Genomic DNA, 24145 nt, shown 5'->3' on the forward strand with positions numbered 1-24145 from the left:
GCGCGAGGCGGTCTTGATCGCTTGAATCGTTCGAAGTTGAATATGCCAGCCTGCGCCCGCTAAGGCTGCAGGGCTACCTTACCGAGGCGTCGGGCTGTGCGCTGATGTCCGCTTCGCCAGTGCCTGAAACAAAGCAGTAAGCGAACACTTCCCCTCCAAGCTCATCCGTGACACGAACCCAATTGTTTTCCCATGTCCGCAGGGTAACCTGGCGTCCCGTTGACATAGTCGCCGCCGTGAACGGGCTGGACGCATTGACATTACTCGCCGCAACCACGTCGTCCCCCTCCATTTGTTCTACCAGGTATGTTTGCATCACTGCTCCTGACTGCAGGGCATGGCCGGTTCAATTGCGTGTAGCTGGAGGCATCAACTTTCAACCGCATGGAACGGATTTCGTTCCATGCGACAGGCAACACTACCGCCGGCAGTCAGCGTTCAGACCGCCCCTGGCAGGACCGTGGCCTAGTTGCTGAACGACTTGGTCAGGACTGAGCTATGCTTTGGCGGAGACGGGCCCTCGCGCTGCGAAGCCGCATATTTCTGGAAAAGCGCAATCTTGTCGGGATAGGTAATCCGGATCTCGCTGTGACAGCCCTCGCAGCGATACTTCGATGCAACCTGGAACCAGCGCCCGGGTTTCAGCAAAGCCAATCCGCAGCGCGGACATTTGAACGTCATTTCAAGAGGGCATAGATTCTGACACAGCGGCATTCGCAACATCCATAAGGGATACCTAATGTTAGGCAACGACAGCCGGCCCAAATCGTTCCTAGACGCCGTTCTTTTCGTCAGGCCGATGACCAACCCCGGACGCCGGGAAACCATTTGGGGTTGTCCGCGATGCCAGATTCATTGGCGCAGGACTGAACTCAAGCGCACCCGATTTCTGGTGGCGTGCGCCTGAGCGCCGATCGAACGGTTGTCAGAAGGTTTTATGAGAACTTGTTTACCGGACCTCGGCACCGAGCGTGATCGCTCGGGGCGACGACGGGCCGCACGGTCGACGACACGACCCCTAATCCGGACGCTGAAACAACGCCGCGCGCCGGCACAGGCAGGACGAAAGCAGCGCAACCAGGCGGCAATCCCTGAGCATCTCGCCTATATCGGTGCGCTCGGGAGCCGCGATCCCGACCGAATTGATGGATATGGAAGCGCTGTTGAAGGGAACCGACGCATCCCTTGGCGAATGCGTCGGTTCCAGAAGCTTATGCGTGGCGGATTTCCGTTCCCAGCACCTTCAAACATTCGCGGATGAACGCAGCAAGCGCCGTCCAGCCTTTGGCCGAAACCATTGTCCCGTCCACATAGGCCTCGGTCGGCGACAGGTCGATATAGGTGCCACCCGCCAGTGTCACCTCAGGCTCGCAGGCGCCGAGTGCTGCGACCTTCTTGCCACGCACCACGCCGTCGACAGCGATCAGGATCTGCACACCGTGACAAATGGTGAAGATCGGCTTCTTGGCCTCGTGGAAATGACGCACGATCGCCTGCACGCGCTTGTCGGTGCGGATGTATTCCGGGCCGCGGCCGCCCGCGCAGTAGACGGCATGATATTGATCGAGCTGCCTTTCGGCTTCCGAGAAAGTCTTGTTGATCAGCGCATAGTGGCCGAGCTTTTCGGTGTAGGTCTGGTCGCCCTCGAAGTCGTGCAGCGAGGTCTTGATCAGATCTCCGGCGTTCTTGTCCGGGCATACCACGTGGATGGTGTGACCGACGGCTTCCATCGCCTGCTGATAGACAAAGATCTCGTATTCTTCGGTGAACTCACCGGTCAGCATCAGTATTTTTTTGCCTGGCATGGCTCTTCCTCTCTGTGTTTTGAGCAACGCAAGGCGCAGACCGCGCCCTGCCTTTCGGGGAAATCGGGTAGGGTCAGAACGGCGAGTCCGGGAAATAGTATTCCTTGGCGTTGGCTTGGGTGATCAACGGCGCGTCGAGCTTGACGGTGCCACGGACAGGTGCCTGGCCGATCAGGTTGGCGACGGTCATGTAGATCGCGGTCTTGATCATCGACGGCGGATATGGCGTCTCGACCGGCGTCATGGCGTCGCCGTCGATCACTTTCTTGACGATGTCCTTCATGCCGTTGCCACCGAGCGCCAGCTTGATATCGGTCCGGCCCGACTGCTTGACCGCCTCGAGCACGCCAAGCAGCATGTCGTCGTCATTGGCCCACACCGCATCGATATGCGGGTACTTGGCCAAATAGTCCTGCATCAGCTTGAAGGCTTCGTCGCTGTTCCAATGCGCGTACTGGATGTCGAGGACTTTCAGGTTCGTACCCTTGATCGTGTCCTGGAAACCCTTGATGCGCTCGTCGTCGATGACGGTCGGAATGCCGCGCAGCACAACGACGTCGCCCTTGCCGCCGAGCTTGTCGATCATGAACTTGGCTGTGTTGGTGCCGACCGCGATATTGTCGCCGGCGAGGTAAAGATCCTGGACGGAGGCGTCCGTCAGACCGCGATCGACGACGGTGATGAACGTGCCCATGTCCTTGATAGCCTTGACCGGCTGGGTCAGTTCTTCCGAGCTGTAAGGCAGGATCACCAAAGCATCCAGCTTGCGGCTGGCCGACAGGTCCTCAAGCGCGCTGACCTGCTCCGCCGCCGACGGCGACGTCTTCACGACCACTTCGACGTTCGGGAACGCGGCGTTGATTTCCTTGGCCGCCGCTTGCGCGTGATAGACGATGCCCGCCGTCCAACCGTGGTCAGCTGCCGGTATCGACACCGCGATGACCTTCTTGTCTTGCGCCATGGCCTGGCCGGCCAGCAGCAGCGCGCCCAGTGTCGCCGCCGCAATCCATTTTCTACTGAACATTGTCTTCTCCCTTGGACCTACAAGAACGTTAATCCGCGTGGTCCGGACGCGGCGCTATTTCGAATTCGAAAACCGCTGGATGAGCATGGCGATAATGATGATGACGCCCTGAACAGCGGCAACGAGGTATTCCGAGACGAAGTCCGACAGCACCATGAGGTTGGCGATGAGCTCCAGGATGACGGCGCCGGCGACTGTTCCCCACACATGGCCTTTGCCGCCGCGCAATGCGGTGCCGCCAATCACCACGGCGGTGATCACCTGCAGTTCCCAAAGCTGTCCGGTCGTCGGCGTTGCGGCGCCCAGGCGCGGCACGTAGCAGATCGCGGCAATCGCCACGCAGACACCTTGGACGATATAGGCGACGGTCCGTGTCCTGATCACCGAGATGCCGGAATAGCGGGCGACATCCTCATTGGCGCCGACCGCCGCACATTTGCGGCCATATTTCATTTTGTACAGGATGAAGGATGCGACCGCGGCGACGGCGATCGATATGAGGATTGGAACCGGGACGCCGGCAACCGTGCCGAAATAGACAGGCCGGTAGGCCTCGCGCAGCGACCGGTCGATCGGTATCGTGCCACCATCGGTCAGATAGGTTATCAGCGCCCGGAAAATCCCCATCGTGCCCAGCGTGGCGATAAACGGTTCGATCCTGCCGACCGTGACGATGAGGCCGTTGGCAAGCCCGCACAGCAGGCCGACCAGGATCGCCACCGCCATACCGGCGGGAATAGCCCAGATGCCGGCATGCGGCGCCACCGCGTTCATGAACATGATGGTGATGCCGGTGATGAAGGCGGCCATCGAGCCGACGGAAAGATCGAGCCCCCCGGACGAGATCACAAAAGTCGCGCCGACAGCAATAATGGCGATGAAGGCGCTGCGGGTGATGACGTTGGCGAGGTTGGTGGCGGACAGGAAATCGGGGTTGATGAGGTAACCGACCACCAGCAGAGCTGCCAGCGCAAGAAAGGGCCCGACGTCGGTCCAACTGATGTTGAGATCGAGGGGGCGACGCCTGGGTGCGGATTCGGTCATGACAGCCATTCTGTGCCTCCCTTGGCTTTTGGCCCTGGCTTGGGGCCACTGGTCGCCAGTACCGCCACATTGCTTTCGGTCATTTCGGCGCCACTGACCTCGCCGGTGATGCGGCCTTCGCGCATCACCAGGATGCGGTCGCAGATGCCGATCAGTTCCTGCATCTCCGAAGAGATGACGATGCAAGCCTTGCCCTTGGCCACAAGCTCCTGGATGAAGGCATAGATCTGCGCCTTGTTGGCGATGTCGATGCCACGCGTGGGCTCGTCGATAATGACCACAGAAGGATCGGTCAGCAGCACCTTCGCCAGCAGCAGTTTCTGCTGATTGCCCCCGGAAAGCTGGCCCGCTTTGGCGCCGAGGCTCTTCAGCCTGATGTCATATGTCTCCACGGCCTGTTCCAAGGCCTCCGCTTCGCGGCGCCGACCCATCGAGAGGCCGGGATGGAACACACCGAGCGCTGACAGCGTCAGGTTAGGCGCCAGGTGCTCTTGCAGCAGCAGTCCCTTGCCCTTGCGATCCTCGGTCAGGTAACCGACGCCGGCGTCGATCGCCGCGCGTTGCGACTGGAAATGGACCGACTTGCCCTTGAGTTCAACGGTGGCGGTCGCCGGGCGCAGGCCGATAATGCCCTCGAAAAGTTCGGTGCGGCCCGCCCCGACCATGCCGGCAAACCCAAGGATCTCGCCCTTGTGGACCGTAAACGACACGTCCTCCACATAGCCGGGAACGGTGGCGTTGCTGACGCTCAGCATCGGCACATCCGAAGGCGCCACGGTTTTTTCGGGATAGAGTGCTGCCAGTTCGCGCCCGACCATCAGCCGCGCCATATCCAGCTGGCTCAGCGTCCTGCCGGGATAGGTGCAGACCATCTTGCCGTCGCGCAGAACGGTCACTTTGTCGGCGACCCGTTGCACCTCATCCAACCGGTGGCTGATATAGAGCACGGCGGTGCCGTGAGCCTTCAGTTGCAGGACGATCTCCAGCAGGCGCTCGACCTCGCCACCGGTCAGAACGGCGGTCGGCTCGTCGAAGATAACCACCTTGTGGTCGTCAAGCAGGGCGCGAGCGATCTGCACCATCTGCCTATCTGCCAGCGAGACGTCGCGCACCAGTGCCCTTGGCGAGACCGCGCAGCCGATCTGCGCCAGTTTCTCGGCTGCCAGCCGGCGCATGGTGCGGTCATCCACGACATGGCCACGCGAAAGCTCTCGCCCGAGAAACAGATTGTCGGTGACCGTGAGCCCCTCGGCGAGCAGGATCTCCTGATGAACCAAGGCGATACCCGCATCCTGTGCCTGGCTGGGCTTGGCAAATTTCACCGTGTGTCCGCTCATCGACAATGTGCCGTGGCTGGGCTCGACATAGCCGGACAGCAGCCGCATCAACGTCGACTTGCCGGCACCGTTCTCGCCAATGATGGCGTGGATCTCACCGGGCAGGACGTCTAGGGTGACGTCCGACAACACCGTCACCGGGCCGTATTGCTTGGACAAGCCCTGGGCGCGCAGCACCGGTTCAAGCGAACCAGGCGCATCGCTGGAGAACGTGCTCCCGCCCTCCCCGGCGATATTCGCGGCAATGGACATCCGTTCCGACCTCAATCGAATGCCGGGAGCAGGCGGTCGCGCGAGTGCTCGATATGGATGTGCATCGCCTTTTCGGCGGCATCGGGATCGGCCGAGCCGAACGCGGCAAGGATCGCCTCGTGTTCGTCAAGCGCCTCCTCGGTCACGCGTGCATGGAACATCAGGCGGAAGATGTGGAAGTGCGTATGCTGATGGCTCAACGTCTCGCGGATGAGTTCGTTTTGAGAAAACTCCATGATCTTGTCGTGGAAGATCGCATCCTGTCTGGCGAAATTCGAATAGCGTACGCGGTCGTCCTTGCCTTCGCGGCGTGACATCACGCCGGCGGCTTCGAGCAACAGATTGAGCTTGGCCTCGTCCATCATTGCGGCGGCCTTTGCGGCGCCATGCGGTTCGAGCAGCAGGCGCATCTCGTATAATTCGTCGAAACGGCGGCGGGTGATCTGGGGCGCGGCACGATAACCGATCAAATGCGTCTTGAGCACCAGACCTTCGCCTTCGAGCCGGCCGAGGGCTTCGCGGATGGGCGTGTGCGAGACGTTGAATTCCTTGACCAGACTGTCGACTGTGATGCGCGAGCCTGGCGGGATCTTCAGCGCCATCAACTGCGCGAAGATGGCTTCATAGACATCTTCGACGAGACTGTTGGCGCGCTGGATGCGACCAGCTCCAATGGTGGCGTCGCTTGGGTCGGGTAAGTTTGCGGTCTGCATATTTTGCCTCTTGACAGTGAGGACTGCTAACACGATGGTTCCGCGGATGCAATCCTATATCCTATACGATTTTAAAGCGGATATGTTTTAAGTGCGAGAGACACACTCTTAGGCCGTCCGATCCAGACCGAGTTCAATGCATCCGTTTCCAGTCAGCCGCCGTCAAAGGACCGATCATGACCCTCTTCGCCGCCCTGCGGTTGCCGCGTGAAATCCTGTTCGGGAAGGGGCAGCGCCATGTGCTGCCGACGGTCGCCGCCCGGTTCGGCCGACGCGCGCTGGTCTGCACCGATGAGCGTTTCGCGGGCACAGCGGTATTCGCCGACATCATCAAGTCCCTTCAGTCAGCCTCGATCGAAGTCCTTGTGCATGACCGCGTTCTGCCCGACGTGCCACGCGACACGGTCGGCATCTGTGTCGAGGAAGCGAAGGGGTTCAGGCCGGACATGGTGATCGGCATCGGCGGCGGCAGCTGTCTCGATTTCGCCAAATGCGCCACCCTGCTTCTCAGCCATGGCGGCAAGCTCCAGGACTACTACGGGGAGTTCAAGGTGCCGGGTCCGACACTGCCACTGATCGCCGTACCTACCACGGCCGGCACCGGTTCCGAAGTGACGCCGGTCGCGGTGATTTCCGACCCGGACCGGACGCTCAAGGTCGGCATATCGAGCCCTTATCTGATCGCCGCGGTTGCCTTGTGCGACCCCGAACTGACAATGACCTGCCCCCCTGCCCTGACCGCGATAGCCGGCGCCGACGCGCTGACCCATGCGATCGAGGCCTTCACCGCCATGCGGCGCGGAGAAGACCCCAACCTGCCGCAACAACACGTCTTCATTGGCAAGACTGCGCTGACCGACCATTTCGCGTTGCTCGCGATAAAGCTGCTTGGCCGGAGTCTGGAGAAAGCCTGCAGCGACGGCGCCGATGCCGACGCGCGTGCCGATGTCATGATGGGCGCTCTGGCAGCGGGCTGCGCATTCGGCACCGCCGGTACGGCGGCAGCGCATGCCGTGCAATATCCGGCAGGCGCCCTCACCCACACCGCCCATGGTTTGGGCGTGGCGACAATGATGCCTTACGTGATGACCTATAACAGCCGCGTCGCCGCTCACGAGATGGCAGAGATCGGCGCGGCACTTGGCTTGGAGACCAAGGCCAGAACCGCCGCCGAGATGGCAGCCGCCACGATCGAGGAGATCAGGCGATTGTTCGCGGCGATCGGTATTACGCCAACACTGGCGGATCTAGGCCTCCCTGCCGATAAGCTTGACTGGACCGCCGAGCAAGCGCTCGGCATCGACCGCCTGATCAAGAACAATCCGCGTGCCTTCGATCTCGGCACGATGCGACGCCTCGTCCAGGCTGCCCATGACGGCGACCTCGCCGCCTGCGTTATGTGAAAAACGGAACAAAGCGATGAATTTGAACGCTCAGCAACTCGACCAGGATGGCTATGACGTGCGCGGTTTTTCGCACGGACTCTATATCGACGGCACTTGGCGGCCGTCCTCCGACGGTCGGCTCATCGATGTCGTCGATCCCTCCTCCGGGGCGGTGATCGCGGCGGTTCCCGATGCGACAGTCGAGGACGCCACCGCCGCCGTCGAGGCGGCGGCCAAAGCAGCTAAGGGATGGCGGGAAACTGCGCCGCGCAAACGCTCGGAAATCCTTCGGCGCTGTTTTGAGCTCATGGTCGAACGGTCCGAAACGCTCGCTATGCTGATCTCGCTGGAGAATGGCAAGGCGTTGCGCGACGCGCGTGGCGAGGTGGCTTATGCTGCAGAGTTCTTCCGCTGGAATGCCGAAGAGGCGGTCAGGATTACCGGTGAATTCGGCACTGCGCCATCCGGCACCAACCGGATCGTGGTCGATTATGAGCCGATCGGAATCTGCGTGCTGATCACACCGTGGAATTTTCCGGCCGCGATGGCGACCCGCAAGATCGCGCCGGCGCTGGCGGCAGGCTGCACTGTCGTCCTGAAGCCGGCCAGTGAAACACCGTTGACGGCCTATGCGCTGGCGGCACTCTACAGCGAAGCCGGCGTGCCTGCCGGCGTCGTCAACGTGCTGACCACGACCAGTCCCGGGCCGCTGACTTCGGCCATGCTCGCCGATCCGCGCGTCAGGAAGCTGTCCTTCACGGGGTCGACGGGTGTCGGCCGAACCTTGCTCGGCGAGGCTTCAAAGCATGTCATTTCCTGTTCGATGGAACTCGGCGGCAATGCCCCGTTTGTCGTCTTCGACGATGCCGATCTCGACGCCGCCCTCGATGGCGCGATGATCGCTAAGATGCGTAACGCCGGCGAAGCCTGCACCGCTGCCAATCGCCTCTATGTACAATCGGGAATTTATGATGCTTTTGCCGACGGGCTCCGCAAGCGCATGGCGGCACTTAAGGTGGGAGCGGGACCGAATGCCGACACCGAATGCGGGCCGATGATCACCAGAAAGGCTGTCGACAAGATCGACCGCCTGGTCAAGGACGCAGTGGGCCGGGGGGCCAAGGTGCTTTGCGGTGGGTCCATTTCGGAGGAAGAAGGATTCTTTTATCCGCCCACAGTGCTGTCCGATGTGCCGCCCGACGCGGAGATGGCGCACGAGGAGATTTTCGGCCCGGTGGCACCTATCACACGCTTCGACACCGAGGCCGAGGCCATCGCACATGCTAACAACACGGAATATGGCCTGGCCGCTTACATATATACACGCGATGTTGGACGCGGCATGCGGGTGGCGTCGGGGATCGAGGCCGGCATGATCGGCCTCAACCGGGGACTGATGTCGGATCCGGCAGCACCTTTCGGAGGCGTCAAGCAGAGCGGCCTTGGCCGCGAAGGCGGCCAGCACCACGGCATCGCCGAGTTCATGGAGGCTAAATATATTGCCGTCACCTTCTGAACCGGCAGTCATGTCAAACGACCCTTTCCGCACGCGCGACCATGTGGCCGACTTTGACGATATCGTGGCCGACATAGTAAGCCGCAGCGCCGAAACCCGGGCTACCCTACCGATGTCGGCTGGTATCGCCTATGGCGAGGGCAAGGCCGAAAGGTTGGACCTCTTCTTTCCGCCCGGCGAGCGCAGGGACCTTCCCGTGCACATCTTCATCCATGGTGGCTACTGGCGCATGTTCTCCAGGAGCGACTATTCGTATGTAGCGAACACAGTCACCAAAGCTGGGGCGATCGCGGTCATCGTCGACTATGCGCTGATGCCTGAAGTCAGGATGGCGGCAATCGTCGACCAGATCCGGCGTGCCAAACAATGGGTGCTGGACAATATAGCCGCCCATGGCGGTGACCCTGCCCGGCTAAGCGTAAGTGGTCATTCGGCGGGTGCGCACCTGGCCACATTCCTGTTCGAAAAGACGCCAATGCCATCACGCATACGTGCGGCGCTGCTGCTGGGCGGCCTTTACGACCTCAAGCCCCTTCAGACGTCCTTCCTCCAGCCGCTAATCGGAATCACCGATGATGAGGCATCTGCCTTCACCCCAATGACGCGGTGGCATGACCCGGAGACGGCAGCGACCATTCTCGTGGGAGATCAGGAAACGTCACCTTTTCACCAGCAGGCCGCCGACTTCGGAAAGCGCTTGCGCGCGCAGGGGCACCTTGTCTGCGACCTCCGCCTGAATGACCGAAACCACATGAACAGTGTGCGGGATCTGGGCATCGGCGGCACACAAGCTGGCGATTGCCTGATGGCGATGATCGAGGGAAACGGCCTGTAGGACGGAACTTGGGGAAAGTAGAGCCCGCTTGACTGCCTGGCTTGACACTCCCGTCACTCAAGAAAGTACCGTCAGGGGGATCGCGGCACGCTACCGGTATCGGGCTGAGCTTCGCGGCAGGTGAAATCCGGCAGAGGACACAACCGACGATTCCTCATCTTCTTTCTCCACACTGACGAACTGCACAGCGCATCAGAAAATCGAAATTGCCCCTGCCGCCCTGAGCCGCGATGGTCTTTACGCAAGCAGCCGGCTTAGGGCTGTGGAGGAAACGTCGTCGCGGCAAAGCCCCTGGGGCAAGGCCGCTTTGGCACGCCGCTGGTTCAAACCGGCAGCGAGGGAGGGTCTGACTTGGCTGGTTCGGGCAAATCCGACACCGCGCGCTTGGGCATCAAAATGTCCCAGGAACTCGTCGTCGGCGTGATCTCGGCCGTCCTCTTCCTGGTGTTCTCGGCGACGCTCAACAATTTCCTGAGCCAGGGCAACATCCTTGCCATTCTCAAGAATGTCTCCATCCTCGGCACGCTGGCCGTCGGCATGGGGTTCATCGTCGTCGGGCGTGGCATCGACCTGACCATGGTGGCGGTGATGGTCGTCGGCGTCGCCTTCAGCATTTGGATCTCCACCTGGGGCGTCGACTTCACGCTGGCCGTCGTCTTCGGCGCCATCCTGGTCGCGGCCATCGGCCTGTTCACCGGGGTCATGGTGGCGGTGGCCGAAATTCCGCCGATCTTCGCCACCCTTGCCATCGCGTCCTCGGTATACGGCTCTGGCCGCATCGTCTTTGCGTCCGACGTGCTCTATGCCCCCTCCGGTATTGGCTGGCTGAAATTTGTCGGCAACGGAACCATCTTCGGCATCCCGATGTCGGTGATCATCTTCGCGGCGGTGGCCGCGCTCATGGGCTTCTTCCTGAGGAAGACCCGCTTCGGCCGGCTCGTCTATGCCACTGGCGACAACCCGAACGCGGCCCGCACCACCGGGCTGCCCACGCGCCCGATCATCGTGACGCAATATGTCATCAGCGCCCTCATTGCCTATACCGCCGGCATCATCATGCTGGGGCTGGTCACCGGCATCGACACGCGCCTCTACAATTCCAGCCTGATCTACGACGTGCTGCTGGTGGTCGTGCTGGGCGGCATCGGCCTCTCCGGCGGCCAGGGCGGCGTACGCAACGTCATCGTCGGCACCATCCTGGTCGGCATCCTGACCAATGGCATGACGATCCTGAACTTCAGCTACACCAGCCAGAATCTGATCAAGAGCGTGATCCTGCTGGGCGCGCTGGCGATCGACGCCATCATCAATCCGCGCGACGAGCAAACCTCGCAAAGCGGCGACATCTGAAACAAGAACCGAGACATAATCTGGGAGGAAAAACATGAAGTTGTTCAAGAACTGCCTGTTCGTGGGCATGACAGCGCTCACGCTGCTGGGCGCGGCGAAAATCACCACGGCGCAGGAGACCGATCAGGTCGGCCGCTCTACGTATCTTGAGGCGCTCAAGGGCAAGAAGGTCATCTTCGTGCCGATCTCGCAGGGCATGGACCTCAACCAGGCATGGGTGGTGGTGTGGCAGCGTCACGCGGCACGCTACGGCTTCACCCTTGAAGTGCGCGATCCCTCCGGCGACACCAATGCCGGCATTCGCGCCATGCAGGGCGCCATCGCCGAGAAGCCGGACCTGATCATCGTGCAGAACCCCGATGTCCAGACCTACGCACGCCTGTTGAAACAGGCGCAGGCCGCCGGCATCAAGGTACTGCAGGTCAACATGCAGTCGGCCACCCAGACCGACAGTTATGTCGGCAATGACTGGATCGAAATGGGCCGTCTCGAAATGGGCGAGCTGGCCAAGCACTGCACCGGGCCCAATGCCGTCTCGCACAAGGTGGTCTGGCTCGCCGGCGTCCAGACGGGTGCCGCCAACATCTACATGCGCACCGGCATCGACGAAGTGCTGAAGGCCAATCCCGAGCTGCAGCTCGTCTCCGACCAGCCGGCCGATTACATGAGCGAAAAGGCCCGCCAGATCACCGAGACGGTCCTCCAGCAGCATCCGGACCTGTGCGGCATCATGGGCATCTGGGATAATGCCGAGGTCGGCGCCGGCGCCGCCGTCGCGGCCGCCGGCAAGCAGGATCAGGTGACGATCGTCACCAATGGCGCGGGCAGCGCCACGGGCTGCGAGAGCATCAAGAACGGGCTGCTCGACGTGATCTTCAACTTCAATGCCCCGATCCAAGCCGAGATCGCAGCGCAGCAGATTTCCGAGCTGCTGCAGCAGTCCGGCCGGCAAGCGGGCAGCGAGAAGACCATCTTCTTCGGTCCGATCACCCGCGTCGACAAGGCCAATGCGACCGGCAGGAATTGCTGGAAGCTGGACGAGCTCAAGTAACGGACTTCCTTGATGAGCATGGCTGAAAGCCTTGTGCGCTGGCGCTACCGCCTGCTCCCCGACCACGTGGTCGGGGAGATCCTGACCAAGAAGTGGATCGACAGCGTCATCCCCTTCACGGCGCTGGCCATTTTGTGCGCGATCTTCGGCTCGATCGTGCCAGGCTTCTTCGATCTGGCGACGCTGACCAATCTCAGCGGCCAGACCGCCGAGCTTGGCCTGGTGGTACTCGGCATGACCATCGTCATGGTGTCGGGCGGCATCGATCTGTCGGTCGGGTCGACCTTCGCGCTCGCCGTGCTGGTCACGCTCTATGGCATGAACGTCGAGCAATGGAGCTTTGGTACCGGCCTGCTGGCGTGCCTGGGCCTCGGCGTCGTCTGCGGCGCCATCAACGGCTTCCTGGTTGGCTTCCTGCGCATGCGGGCGTTTCTCACCACGCTGGTGACGCTCATCATCTACCGCTCGACCTTCGACATCTTCTTCCCCCAGGTCTCGACCCGGATCGTCACCAGCGGTTCGGATTCGCCGGCCTATGATTTCCTTGGTTTCGGCACGATCTGGGGCGTGCCGACATCCTTTGTGGTCTTCGTCGTCATCGCGCTGATCATCCATCTCGTGCTGTCGCGCGCCCGCTATGGCTGGCGGCTGTTCGCGGTCGGCGGCGCGCGCCGCTCTGCCTACAATGCCGGCATCAATGTGCGCTTCATCTTGTTCAGCGCCTATGTCTTGTGCTCGGTGCTGGTGGCGCTCTCCGGCTTCTTCTTCTCGGCCCGCATCGGCAGTGCTGCTTCCGACATCGGCACCGGGCTCGAACTGCAAGTGTTGACCGCGACCGTGCTCGGCGGCATCTCGCTCGGCGGCGGGCGGGGCTCGGTCGCCAAGGCGCTGATGGGCACCGTCTTCGTGCTTGTTCTGTCGAACAGCCTGCTTGCGCTGGCCGTGCCCGGCCCGGTCAATTTCCTGATCCTCGGCATCGTGCTGCTTTTGTCGGTGCTTCTCGACGTGCGCTGGGTGAAGAACCGCCACAAGATCCTGCGCAGCGTCTACATCTCGCCGACCTTAGCCAAGATGCCGCAAGCGATCTCGACCGCGCCCGGCGCGCCGATGGCGGTGAACGACCGGTTGAAGGACGTCGGCGTCATAGGCCTCGGCATTCTCGACGGCGCGGAGGATGTGATCTTCGACCGGCAGGACCGTCTCTACACCGGCAGCCGCCAGGGCGAGATCCTGCGCTTCCAGCCGCCCCATTACACCGATAGCGAAGTGTTCGCACATATTGGCGGCTCGCCACTCGGCATGGCTTTCGACCGCGAGGACAACCTCGTCATCTGCGTCGCCGGCATGGGCCTCTATCAGGTCTCGCCGGCCGGCGACGTAAAGCTGCTGACCGCCGAGACCAACCGCTCACTGACCTCGGTGGTCGACGACTCGACCATGAAGCTCGCCGACGACTGCGACATCCTTCCGGACGGCCGCATCGTCTTTTCGGAAGCCACCGTGCGCTTCGAGATGCATGACTGGTATGCCGACGCGCTGGAAAGCCGCGGCAACGGACGCATCATCGTCCACGATCCCAAATCCGGTTCGACACGCACGCTGCTGTCGAACCTCGTCTTCCCCAATGGCATCTGCACGGCCTTCGACGGCCAGTCGGTGCTGTTCGCCGAAAGCTGGGCCTGCCGCATCAGCCGCTATTATTTCGATGGCCCGAAGAAGGGCCAGGTCGAGCGCGTCATCGAGGGTTTGCCCGGTTATCCCGACAACATCAACCGCGCCTCCGACGGCACCTACTGGCTGGCCCTGATGGGCATGCGCACGCCGGCATTGGATCTCTCGCTTGAAATGCCGAGCTTCCGCCGTCGCATGGCGCGGCGCGTATCGGAAGATGCGTGGCTGATGCCCAACCTCAACACCGGCTGCGTGCTGCGCTTCGACGAGAACGGCCAGATCCTCGAAAGCCTGTGGGACCAGGCCGGCGAGAAGCATCCGATGATCACCTCGATGCGCGAGCACAAGGGCATCCTCTATCTCTGCGGCATCTTCAACAACCGCATGGGCACCTTGCCCCTGAAAGGCGTCGATCCCGACTGGTTCAGCTCGGATTCCTACTGGGGCAAAAAGGCATGAGCGGTTTGAGCCAGCTTTTCGACCGCTTTCTCGGCCGTGGCGAGTGGGCCGTGACCGTGCCGACGCTCGACGGGCCGTTGCTGCCCAACCAGGGGCTGGAGGAAGCCGAGCCGTTCGCCGGCCTCGCCGAGGCTGACAATCTCGTGCGCACCGAAAAGGGCCTCCTGGCAAGCAGCGCCAACCGGCTGATGCGCTTTAGCGCCGACGGCCATGCCGAAACCTTGCAGGAATTTCCGGGCGAGATCACCGCACTCGCCCATGCCCGCGGCATGACCGCGATGGCCATCGATGGCAAGGGCGTCGTCATCCGCGGCGGCCTGCATGACGGGCGCGAGGCGACGGGTGAGGAGGCTCGCCGCCTCTCCTGCATCACCGCTCTCACCTTCCTCGACAGCAACACCTTGCTGCTGGCCAACGGCTCGGCCTCAGTGCCGGCGAGCGGTTGGCGTCGCGACCTGATGCAGAAGAGCGTGTCCGGTTCGGTCTGGCGGCTCGATCTGAAAAACGGCCGGCTGGAGCTGATCAGGGATGGCTTGGCCTGGCCGGCCGGCATCGCCACCACCGGCTCCAACCGCATCTACGTCTCGGAGGCCTGGCGCCACCGCGTGCTGGCGATCGACCTTGCCACCAAGGCGACGCTGCCCGTGCTGGAGCATCTGCCCGCCTACCCCGCCCGCATCGCCCCGGCTTTCAACGCCGGCTACTGGCTGACCTTCTATTCCGTGCGCAATCAGTTGGTGGAGTTCATCCTGCGCGAGGAGACCTACCGCACCCGCATGCTGGCGGAAGTCCCGGAGGCCTACTGGATGGCGCCGTCGCTCGGCTCATGGCACGACTATCGCGAGCCTATGCAAGGCAGCCAGTTGAAACAGATGAACGTGCTGAAGCCATACGCGGTGACACGGTCTTACGGGCTGGTGGTCCTTTGCGACCAGAACATGAAGCCGCTGTCGAGTTTCCATTCGCGCGCCGACGGCAAGGTGCACGGGACGCTGAGCGCCTGCGAGCTGGGCGATGACCTTCTGGTCGCCTCGCGCGGCGGATCGCGGATCGTGCGCGTGGCGAGCGCCGCCAGTGGCAAGCGAGGCTAAGCTATGTCGGACGCCAACATCATTGAACTCAGGGATGCCGCCAAGGCGTTCGCGCGCATTCCGGCCTTCAAGAATGTCAATTTCGACCTGCGCAAGGGCGAAATCCACGCGTTGCTCGGGGAAAACGGCGCCGGCAAGTCCACGCTGACCAAGGTCATGGCCGGTGTCTTCAAGCTGACCGAGGGCAAGATGACCTTCGACGGCAAGGATGTGTCCTTCGCCACGCCCGCCGAAGCGCTGCGCGCCGGCATCGCCATGGTATTCCAGGAAACCAACCTGGTGCCGGCCATGACGGTGGCGCAGAATCTCTATCTCGGCGAAGAGAAGATGTTCAACCGGTTGCGCGGCCTATACATTCAGGCGCGGCAGTTCCTCGCCGGCATGGGCTTCCAGGTCGACCCTTCTGCGCAGGTCAGCACGCTGGGCGCGGCCCACAAGCAGATGGTGGAGATCGCGCGCGCCGTCCACCACAAGGCCCGCGTCATCATCTTCGACGAGCCGACCGCGACGCTGACGCCTGAAGAGAAGAGCCACTTCTTCAAACTTTTGCAGCGGCTGGTGAAGGAGGGCATCGCCGTCATCTTCATCACCCATGCGCTGGAAGAGGCGCTTGCCGTCGCTAACCGCATCACGGTCATGCGCGATGGCGAGATCGTCGCGTCCGGCGAGGCCAAGGGCTTCACCCGCGCTTCGATCGTGCAGGCCATGGTCGGCCGTACGCTGACCGAAACGCTGCATGGCGAGGTCAAGCGCACGGCGCGGCCTTATGGCGACAAGGTGCTTTCGGTCGAGAACCTGTCCTGCGCCGGCCTGGTGCGCAACTCTTCCTTCTCGGTGTTCTCGGGCCAGGTCACCGGCATGTTCGGCCTTGTCGGCGCCGGCCGCACCGAAATGGCCAAGGTCGTCGCCGGACTGTTGAAGCGCAACATCTTCCACGGCGGCGAGATCCGCCTGCTCGGCAAACCGGTGCGCTATCGCGTGCCGCGGCCTGCGGTTCGCGACGGCATTGTCTATGTCACCGAGGACCGCAAGGTCGACGGCTTCTTCGAGACCATGACGGCCGGCGAGAACCTGCAAATGGGTGAACTGACCGAGGGCGCCAATCCCATATCCATGGTGTCGCTGGCGCGGGCCAGGCAACTTGCCCGCGAATGGGGTGAACGCCTGAGCCTGCGGCAGACCAGCGACCGAGCCCGGATGATCGAGCTCTCCGGCGGTAACCAGCAAAAGGTCGTGATCGCCAAATCGCTGATCCAGAAGCCGAGGCTGGTGATCTTCGACGAGCCGACACGCGGTGTCGACGTCGGCGCCATCGTCGAGATCCACCAGCTCATCAGCGATCTCGCCGAGCAAGGCATGGCCGTCATTGTCATCTCGTCCTATCTGCCTGAAATTCTCGCCGTTTCGGATCGTATTCTGGTGGTCAAGCGCGGCCGCGTGGTCGAGGAGATGATGCTGTCGGAGGCCACCGAGGAACGCGTCATGTTCGCCGCGGTTCATTAAGCGGCTCGACAAGAGAGACACTTTTGCCGGTCAAGCCAGGACCAATGTCTGGCCGGCCCTATTGTCTTGCAATCGGTTCCGCGTCTGAATAGGTCAGGGGTCAGATCACCCTGCCCGAGCGGATATGCCCAGCATCAACCTCAAACTTCTGCAGACGTTCCTGCTTGCCGCCGAAAACGGCAGCTTCCGTCGTGCTGCCGAGGAGAGCAACCGTTCGCCATCGGCGGTCTCGATGCAGATTCGCGACCTTGAGGAGCAGATCGGCATCTCGCTGTTTATCCGCACCGCACAGCGTGCGAGCCTGACGCCGGAAGGCCAGATCCTGTTCGAGGAGATCGCCAACGTGATGTCACAGGTGCAGACCAGCCTCGACCGGCTGACGGAGGTCGCCGCTCGGCGCAAGGGCAAGGTGCAGATCGCCTGCGCCCCGACGCTCGCGGCAAGCCGGCTGGGGGATATCCTGGCGACATTCAAGTTGCGCTATCCCCGCAGCATCGTCGAGGTCATCGAGAGCCCGCCGCAGGCCGCGCTTGGCCTTTTGCAGCAGCAGGAGGTCGAGTTCTACATCGGCCCCGAACTGCCAAACCTGACGGACTTCCAGTTCGAGTCCATCCTCGACGATCCGCTGATGGCCTGCATCCCCACGGAAATATACGGCGGCGAAAAGAAGCTGCTGCTCTCCGACCTGCTGCGCTATCCGCTTATCCTGCTCAACCGCAAGACCGCCGTGCGCGGCCTTGTCGATCGGCTGACGGCGGCGGAAGGCATCGAACTCAAGCCGCAATACGAGGTCGAAAGCGCACAGACGGCGGTGGCGCTGGTGTGTTCGGGACTTGGCGTCTGCGTGGTGCCCGGCATCGCCATTTCGCGCAATGACGAGCGCATGCGAGTGGTGCCGATCGACCATCGCGACGCCCACCGCTCAGTCGGCATCATCACCGCGCGGGGCTATGTGCACCACTCCTTCTCCGAACAGCTGATGAACCTCATCCGCACCAATTTGCGCGAACTGGCAAACTGAGCATCGCGCCTTCGGACAGGCACCTTGCACGAGCGCCGAAAATGGTGCGGGAACGCCGTCATTCGGAGGCCTGCCTCACCTGAATATCAGCGCACGCTCAGTCGGTCTGGATCCAGATCGACTTGGTCTCCAGATATTCATGCAGATGTTCGATGCCGCCCTCGCGGCCGTAGCCGGACATCTTCATGCCGCCGAACGGCACCGCCGGGTCGATGGCGTGGTACATGTTGACCCACACCGAGCCGGCCTTGATGCGGCGGGCGAGCTTGTGGGCGGTGCCAAGATGGGTGGTGAAAATGCCGGCTGCCAGGCCATAGGGCGTCGCATTGGCCCGCGCCACGGCTTCGTCAAGCGTGTCGAACGGCATCGCCGAAATAACCGGACCGAAGATTTCTTCACGCGCGATGGTCATCTTGTCCGACACCGCGCCGAAGACAGTCGGCGCGATGAAATTGCCGCCGTCGTAGAGGTCGCCGGTCAGTCGCGAGCCGCCCGCTATCAGTTCGGCGCCTTCGTCGCGGCCGGCCTTGATATAGCCCACCACCTTGCCGGCCTGCCTGGCATTGATGAGCGGGCCGATTTCGGTTTCCGCCTCGATGCCATGGCCGATGCGGAGCCTGCCGGCAAACTCGGCGACCCGGCGCACGAATTCGTCATGGATTTCGCGCGCCACGAAAAGCCGCGAACCGGCGATGCAGATCTGGCCCGAATGCACGAACACCGCCATCGCGGCGACAGGAACCGCCTTGTCGATGTCGGCATCCCGGCAGACGATGATCGGCGATTTGCCGCCGAGTTCCAGGGAAACGCGCTTGAGGTTGGTCACGCCCGCCCGCGCGATGGCCTGGCCGGTCGGCGTCGAGCCGGTGAAGACGATCTTGTTGACGTCGGGATGTTCAGCGAGCCGCGCACCGGCCTCTGCCCCGGTGCCGGTGACGACGTTGACGACGCCGTCGGGAACGCCGGCCTCCTGCATCAGCCTGGCGATCAGCAGCGGCGTCAACGAGGCATCCTCCGAGGGCTTCAGCACGATGGTGCAGCCGGTGGCGAGCGCCGGTGCGATCTTCCAGATCGACGCGGCGGTCGGAGCGTTCCAGGGGATGATCGCGCCGACAACGCCCACCGGCTCGCGCCTTGTGAAGCTGACGATCTCGCCGGGGATCGAATTGTCTATGGATTCGCCATGCAGTGCGGTCGCCATGCCCGCATAGAAGCGCAGCATGCCGATGACGCGTCGCCGGTTGGCGAGCGTGCGTGTGATCGGCAGTCCCATGTCGAGAGTGTCGGAAACACTGAGCTCTTCCCAATGGGTCTCGAAGAGGTCGGCGATGCGCAGAAGCACGCACTGCCGCTCATAGGGCGAGAATTTTGACCACGGCCCTTCGAACGCCGAGCGCGCAGCGGCCACCGCGGCATCGACGTCGGCCGCCGAGCCACGCGGCACGGTGGCCAGCACTTCGCCAGTCGCCGGGTTGAGCGCCTGCATCTCCTGGCCGGACTGTGCCCGAACCCACTTGCCGCCGACGAACATCGGCCGGAATTCGCCGTGGTAGAGCGCCGTGGCCTTCGCCCGCGGGTCGAAATTCAGCGTCATCCCTTCCTCCTCACAATTCCGTGGCGACTATGACTCCCACGCCGGTCGACCTCAAACAAGGAAAGCTAAAAGGGCGTTCAGATAATCGGACTGTGCAATGTACGCGACTTCCCCGATGGTGCCGGCAACGGAGGAACAGATATGAGACTTGCTGGCAAGGTCGCCATCGTCACTGGCGGCGGTTCGGGATTTGGCGAAGGCATCGTCAGGAAATTCGTCACCGAAGGTGCGCTGGTCGTGCTGATGGACCGTGATGGGGCAGCCGCGGCCCGCGTTGCTGCCGAAGTCGGCGAAAATGTGCGGCCAATCACGGGCGACGTCTCGACACTCGCAAGCTTCGAAGCGGCGGCAGACCTGGCCCGCTCGACCTTTGGCGGTCTCGACATACTGGTCAACAATGCCGGCGTGGCCCAGCCGCCCCTGGCACTCGAGACGATGGACGAAGAGATGTTCGACCGGATCGCCAACGTCAATATGCGATCCATCTACAATGGCGCCCGGGCGGTCGTTGCGCATTTCAAATCCATCAAATCGGGCGCCATCCTCAACGTCGCCTCCACCGGCGGCGTCTCGCCGCGCCCGAATTTGACGTGGTACAATGCTTCCAAAGGCTGGGCGATTGCCGCCACCCGGGCCATGGCCGTGGAACTCGCCCCCTTCGGCATCCGCGTCAACGCCATCAACCCGGTTGCCGGCGACACGCCGCTTCTGTCCACCTTCATCGGCTCCGGCGAGGAGAACCGCGCCCGCGTCGTCGCAACCATTCCGATCGGCAGGCTGTCTACGCCGGTGGACATGGGCAACGCCGCGGCATTCCTGTGCTCCGACGAGGCCAGCATGATCACCGGCGTCGACCTCAATGTCGACGGCGGCAAGTGCATCTGAGCGTTAGACCATTTGGGAGTTGGCGATGAAGCCTGTCTACGAAATCGCCGTGGTGCATGGCGACGGCATCGGCCCGGAAGTCTGCGCCGCGGCGGTTCAAGTGGTGAAAGCAGCGCTTGGTCCCGGCAACCCCTTGCACTTCAGCGAATACCCGGCCGGAGCCGAGCATTTCCTGAAGACCGGCCAGAGCTTTCCCGAGCCGACCTTCCAGGCCTGCCGCGCGGCGGACGCCATCCTGCATGGTGCGGGCGGCTTGCCGGGCGTCGTCCATCCCGATGGAACCGAAGCAGGCCTGGATTTCACGCTGAGGCTGCGCTTCGAACTCGATCTATATGCCAACATCCGCCCCGTCAGGCTCTTCGAGGGCGTGCCGAGCCCGTTGAGCGGCGTGAATGCCGGAGATATCGACTACATCATCTTGCGCGAGAACAGCGAAGGGCTTTATGCGGCGCGGGGATCGGGCGCGCTGTTGCGCGGCGAAGTCGCGGTCGACACGCTGGTGCAGACCCGTTCCGGCATCGAGCGCATCGCGCGCAAGGCCTTCGAACTGGCGCGCCAGTCGGGCGGCGCGCCCCGTGACGGCGTGCGCCGGGTCACCTGCTGCGACAAGGCAAACGTGCTGCGCAGCTATGCCTTCTTCCGCTCCGTCTTCGACGAAGTGGCGAAGGACTATCCCGATATCGCGACCGAGCACGCGCTGGTCGACGCCATGGCGATGCATCTCGTGCTGAAACCGGGCCATTTCAACGTCATCGTCAGCGAGAACATGTTCGGCGACATCCTGTCCGACCTCGCCGCCGCGACGGTGGGCGGGATGGGCATGGCGCCTTCAGCCGAGATCGGCGCGGCCAACGGCTTCTTCCAGGCCGCGCACGGCTCGGCGCCCGACATTGCCGGCCAGGGTATCGCCAATCCGTATGGGACGATCCTGTCGGCAGCCTCGATGCTCGACTGGCTCGGCCACAAGCATGGCGACGAGAGGCTCAACCAGGCCGCAGCGCGCATCCGTCGCGTGACCGAGGACTGCCTGGCCAACGGGCTTCTGAGCGCCGACCTGAAAGGCAGGGCGGCGACCAGCGAGATAACCCGTTCGGTCTGCGACCGGCTCGCGGCAGCGGCGTGACTGATGACCAAGGTGAAGACAGATCTTGTTGGACCGCGCAAGGTCGGCCACACGCTCATGCGCCGGATATTCATGGCCGACGGGCACGAGGGCGGCGCTTGAGATGGGCGCTCTCGATCGCCAGGTTTCGGTCGAGGACTTTCGCGGGCTTGCCCGTCGTCGCCTGCCGAAATCCATCTTCGAATTCATCGACGGCGGGGCTGGGCAAGAACTCACCCTCAACGCCAACCGAAGCGATTTCGAGAAGATCAGACTTTTGCCGCGCGTGCTTACCGATGTTTCGCATCCGGACGTTTCCACGACGCTCTGGTCCGAGACCTTGCCAACACCGCTGGTGATCAGTCCGATGGGCTCCTGCGCGCTGGTCAGGCCCGGAGCCGACATTGCCATCGCGAAGGCGGCAGCCGCTCGCGGCATCCCCTACACACTCTCCACCATGGCCACGGCCAGCATCGAAGGCATGGCGCGAGCCGTACAGGGGCCGCTCTGGTTCCAGCTTTACGTGCTCAAGGATTTCGACTTCAATCGCCAACTGGTGAGGCGGGCGGAAGAATTTGGCTATTCGACGCTGGTGGTGACCGTTGATCTGCAAGCCGGGGGCAAGCGCGAAAAGGATCTCAGGAACGGCATATCCATCCCACTGCGGCCTTCGGCCCGGCATCTCTGGGAAGGCATGCTTCATCCTGGCTGGTCGCTGCGCCTGCTGCGCGGCGGTCTGCCCCAGTTCGAGAACGTCCGCGGCTATCTCGGTGACAACAGCGCCGGCCTGACGATCGCCGCGCGTGTTGGCGGCAGCCTCCATGCAGGTTTCGACTGGGACGATTTCCGCCAGATCCGCGACTGGTGGAAAGGCCGGCTGCTGGTCAAGGGTGTCCTGCACCCGGGCGACGCGTCGCGACTGGTGGCGGCTGGTGCCGATGGCATCTGGGTGTCCAACCATGGAGGCCGTCAGCTCGACGGTGCTGTATCGAGCATCGATGCCCTGCCCGCCATCCGTGAGGCACTTGGTGCCGAAGTCCCGATCCTCATCGATTCCGGTATCCGCACGGGCACGGACATCATCAAGGCCAAGGCACGCGGCGCCACCGTCGCGGCGATCGGTCGGGCCGCTCTTTACGGCGCCGTGGCTGGCGAGGCCGGTGTGGCCAAGGCACTCGATATCATTCTGGACGAAGTGGTGACTTGCCTCAGGCTCTGCGGGATCCCCCGTTTTCAGGAAGCGGGATCAGAAATCATAGCATAGCGCCAAGACGTGTGCTCACGCTTGATCGAGAGGTACAGAAAACCCCCCGCTCGTCCAATATTCTTCCTCATCATTCTGAAGCCCTTGGCGTTATTTGCCACAAAGGTGAAATCCCCCTTGATGATGCGAGGCATCCGCTCCCGCGCGCGGCATGCTCCGCTGCTCCAGCGAGCCTGAGCCATAGCGCCTGCCTGACGGCAGGCGGTTAGCCGCCGCCGCCCATGGTCACGGACATGAAGGCCCGGAAGGCCGCCGCTGCCGGTTCGATTGATCTGTCACGCGACCAGGCCAGGCCGACATCCATAGTGGGGATGGGCTCGACAAGCCCGCGCACTTCGATGCGCTGCCCCTCCAAGGACCAGGGGCGGTAAACCATGTCGGACAGGACAGTGACCCCCATGCCGGCAGCCACGAGCGACCGCACGGCCTCGACCGAACTGGTGGTAAGGACGGCGCGGAGCGAAAGGCCCGCGGCATCCCAGTAACGGGCGGCCGTCGTGCGTGCCTCGTCCACCGTCAGCATGACATAATCTTCCGCCGCCACATCGGCGAGGCTGATTTCCTGCCGCGCGAGCAGATGATGATCAGCCGAAAGCCAGAGCCGGCGGTTCGACCGCATCAAGACCTCCTGCGCCAACTCCTTGGTGTGCTCCAGATTGGACACCAGCATCACGGCCATGTCGATGTCTCCGCACATCAACCCGCTTTCGAGAGCGTCTCGGGGCAGTTCCAGCACCTCGACCTCGATCTCGGGATAGGTCTTTCGAAACCGCGCGTAGTGGCGCGACATGTAGTAGCCGACGACCGTGTAGGTCATGCCCAGCCGCAGCTTGCCCGCCAGGCCTTTCCTATCGCGCAACGGGCTTCGGACGGCGGCAGCGACGGCCCCGGTGATAACACGCGCATGTTCAAGAAACCGCGCGCCCTCCATCGTCAGTCTTACGCCAGCGTGGTTACGCTCCAAAAGCCGTACGCCCAGGTCAGCCTCAAGCGTCTTTATCGCCGCGGTGACGGCCGATTGCGAGATGTTGAGTTCCACCGCGGCATGACTGACCTGTCCGCTCTCGGCGGTCGCGATAAAATAATCAAGCTGTTTCAAGGTGATGGTCATGGTGCGCCCCGGCCCAGAACCGTTATCTGTTTTTTTGATATGACAATCAATAAACTACTATTTCACAAACGCCCTCGCATGCGCAAAAAATGCTGCAACGCCGCAAAGACGGCAGCTTCGAGGGGTAACAAT

The 24145-nt window shown here is 62.6% G+C and carries 19 protein-coding genes; 12 read left to right on the forward strand and 7 right to left on the reverse strand.

Translation table 11 applies throughout. The features are described 5' to 3' along the window. Positions 1-1211: 1211 nt before the first annotated feature. The 5 genes from MESCI2_RS0108830 to MESCI2_RS0108850 form a co-directional block, all read right to left on the reverse strand. A complete protein-coding gene (locus MESCI2_RS0108830) occupies positions 1212-1805 on the reverse strand; it encodes a DJ-1/PfpI family protein (protein WP_013533129.1) in 594 nt (197 codons plus the stop codon). A gap of 73 nt (positions 1806-1878) precedes the next feature. Then, positions 1879-2829 (reverse strand): substrate-binding domain-containing protein, encoded by a 951-nt coding sequence (locus MESCI2_RS0108835; protein ID WP_023808960.1) that lies wholly within the window; start codon positions 2827-2829, stop codon positions 1879-1881. A 54-nt stretch (positions 2830-2883) separates the two neighbouring features. After that, positions 2884-3882 (reverse strand): ABC transporter permease, encoded by a 999-nt coding sequence (locus MESCI2_RS0108840; protein ID WP_027036268.1) that lies wholly within the window; start codon positions 3880-3882, stop codon positions 2884-2886. Next, positions 3870-5462 (reverse strand): sugar ABC transporter ATP-binding protein, encoded by a 1593-nt coding sequence (locus MESCI2_RS0108845; RefSeq protein WP_027036269.1) that lies wholly within the window; start codon positions 5460-5462, stop codon positions 3870-3872. Before MESCI2_RS0108845 ends, MESCI2_RS0108840 begins: the two co-directional genes overlap by 13 nt. Positions 5463-5473: 11 nt before the next feature. Continuing rightward, on the reverse strand, positions 5474-6175 hold the full coding sequence (locus tag MESCI2_RS0108850) for a GntR family transcriptional regulator (RefSeq protein ID WP_027036270.1): 702 nt from the start codon (positions 6173-6175) through the stop codon (positions 5474-5476). 176 nt (positions 6176-6351) lie between these two features. On the opposite strand from MESCI2_RS0108850, the gene MESCI2_RS0108855 reads away from it, so the two are divergent. From MESCI2_RS0108855 to MESCI2_RS0108895, 9 genes are all read left to right on the forward strand, one after another. After that, complete coding sequence (locus tag MESCI2_RS0108855; protein WP_027036271.1) at positions 6352-7578, forward strand: iron-containing alcohol dehydrogenase; 1227 nt, start codon at positions 6352-6354, stop codon at positions 7576-7578. A gap of 16 nt (positions 7579-7594) precedes the next feature. After that, complete coding sequence (locus MESCI2_RS0108860; protein WP_027036272.1) at positions 7595-9076, forward strand: NAD-dependent succinate-semialdehyde dehydrogenase; 1482 nt, start codon at positions 7595-7597, stop codon at positions 9074-9076. A gap of 10 nt (positions 9077-9086) precedes the next feature. Continuing rightward, positions 9087-9911 (forward strand): alpha/beta hydrolase, encoded by an 825-nt coding sequence (locus MESCI2_RS0108865; RefSeq protein ID WP_032900508.1) that lies wholly within the window; start codon positions 9087-9089, stop codon positions 9909-9911. 396 nt (positions 9912-10307) lie between these two features. Further along, positions 10308-11261: an ABC transporter permease gene (locus MESCI2_RS0108870; protein WP_032900573.1), complete on the forward strand. Its 954-nt coding sequence runs from the start codon at positions 10308-10310 to the stop codon at positions 11259-11261. Between the two features lie 34 nt (positions 11262-11295). Next, complete coding sequence (locus MESCI2_RS0108875) at positions 11296-12312, forward strand: sugar ABC transporter substrate-binding protein (RefSeq protein ID WP_027036275.1); 1017 nt, start codon at positions 11296-11298, stop codon at positions 12310-12312. Between the two features lie 12 nt (positions 12313-12324). Next, positions 12325-14442: an ABC transporter permease gene (locus MESCI2_RS0108880; RefSeq protein WP_027036276.1), complete on the forward strand. Its 2118-nt coding sequence runs from the start codon at positions 12325-12327 to the stop codon at positions 14440-14442. Then, the gene (locus MESCI2_RS0108885) at positions 14439-15533 is read left to right on the forward strand and encodes a hypothetical protein (RefSeq protein ID WP_027036277.1); all 1095 of its coding nucleotides are present in this window, start codon (positions 14439-14441) and stop codon (positions 15531-15533) included. The genes MESCI2_RS0108880 and MESCI2_RS0108885 overlap by 4 nt, the downstream gene beginning before the upstream one ends. Before the next feature lie 3 nt (positions 15534-15536). Continuing rightward, the gene (locus MESCI2_RS0108890; RefSeq protein ID WP_027036278.1) at positions 15537-17036 is read left to right on the forward strand and encodes a sugar ABC transporter ATP-binding protein; all 1500 of its coding nucleotides are present in this window, start codon (positions 15537-15539) and stop codon (positions 17034-17036) included. Between the two features lie 124 nt (positions 17037-17160). Then, positions 17161-18057, forward strand: coding sequence for a LysR family transcriptional regulator (locus tag MESCI2_RS0108895; protein WP_027036279.1), 897 nt, complete (start codon positions 17161-17163; stop codon positions 18055-18057). 97 nt (positions 18058-18154) lie between these two features. Here the strand turns inward: MESCI2_RS0108895 and MESCI2_RS0108900 are convergent, their stop codons facing one another. Next, positions 18155-19651 carry an aldehyde dehydrogenase family protein gene (locus MESCI2_RS0108900; RefSeq protein WP_027036280.1) on the reverse strand — a complete coding sequence of 499 codons (1497 nt, stop codon included), beginning with the start codon at positions 19649-19651 and terminating at the stop codon, positions 18155-18157. 141 nt (positions 19652-19792) lie between these two features. Here MESCI2_RS0108900 and MESCI2_RS0108905 point away from each other — a divergent pair, with 141 nt between their 5' ends. From MESCI2_RS0108905 to MESCI2_RS0108920, 3 genes are all read left to right on the forward strand, one after another. Continuing rightward, on the forward strand, positions 19793-20536 hold the full coding sequence (locus tag MESCI2_RS0108905; protein WP_027036281.1) for a glucose 1-dehydrogenase: 744 nt from the start codon (positions 19793-19795) through the stop codon (positions 20534-20536). A 25-nt stretch (positions 20537-20561) separates the two neighbouring features. Next, complete coding sequence (locus MESCI2_RS0108910; protein WP_027036282.1) at positions 20562-21659, forward strand: isocitrate/isopropylmalate dehydrogenase family protein; 1098 nt, start codon at positions 20562-20564, stop codon at positions 21657-21659. 103 nt (positions 21660-21762) lie between these two features. Beyond that, complete coding sequence (locus MESCI2_RS0108920) at positions 21763-22902, forward strand: alpha-hydroxy acid oxidase (protein ID WP_027036283.1); 1140 nt, start codon at positions 21763-21765, stop codon at positions 22900-22902. A 205-nt stretch (positions 22903-23107) separates the two neighbouring features. Here the strand turns inward: MESCI2_RS0108920 and MESCI2_RS0108925 are convergent, their stop codons facing one another. Continuing rightward, on the reverse strand, positions 23108-24013 hold the full coding sequence (locus MESCI2_RS0108925; RefSeq protein ID WP_013533150.1) for a LysR family transcriptional regulator: 906 nt from the start codon (positions 24011-24013) through the stop codon (positions 23108-23110). Positions 24014-24145: the final 132 nt, after the last annotated feature.

It is taken from the genome of Mesorhizobium ciceri WSM4083, from assembly GCF_000519305.1.
GTDB classification, from domain to species: Bacteria; Pseudomonadota; Alphaproteobacteria; order Rhizobiales; family Rhizobiaceae; genus Mesorhizobium; species Mesorhizobium ciceri_B.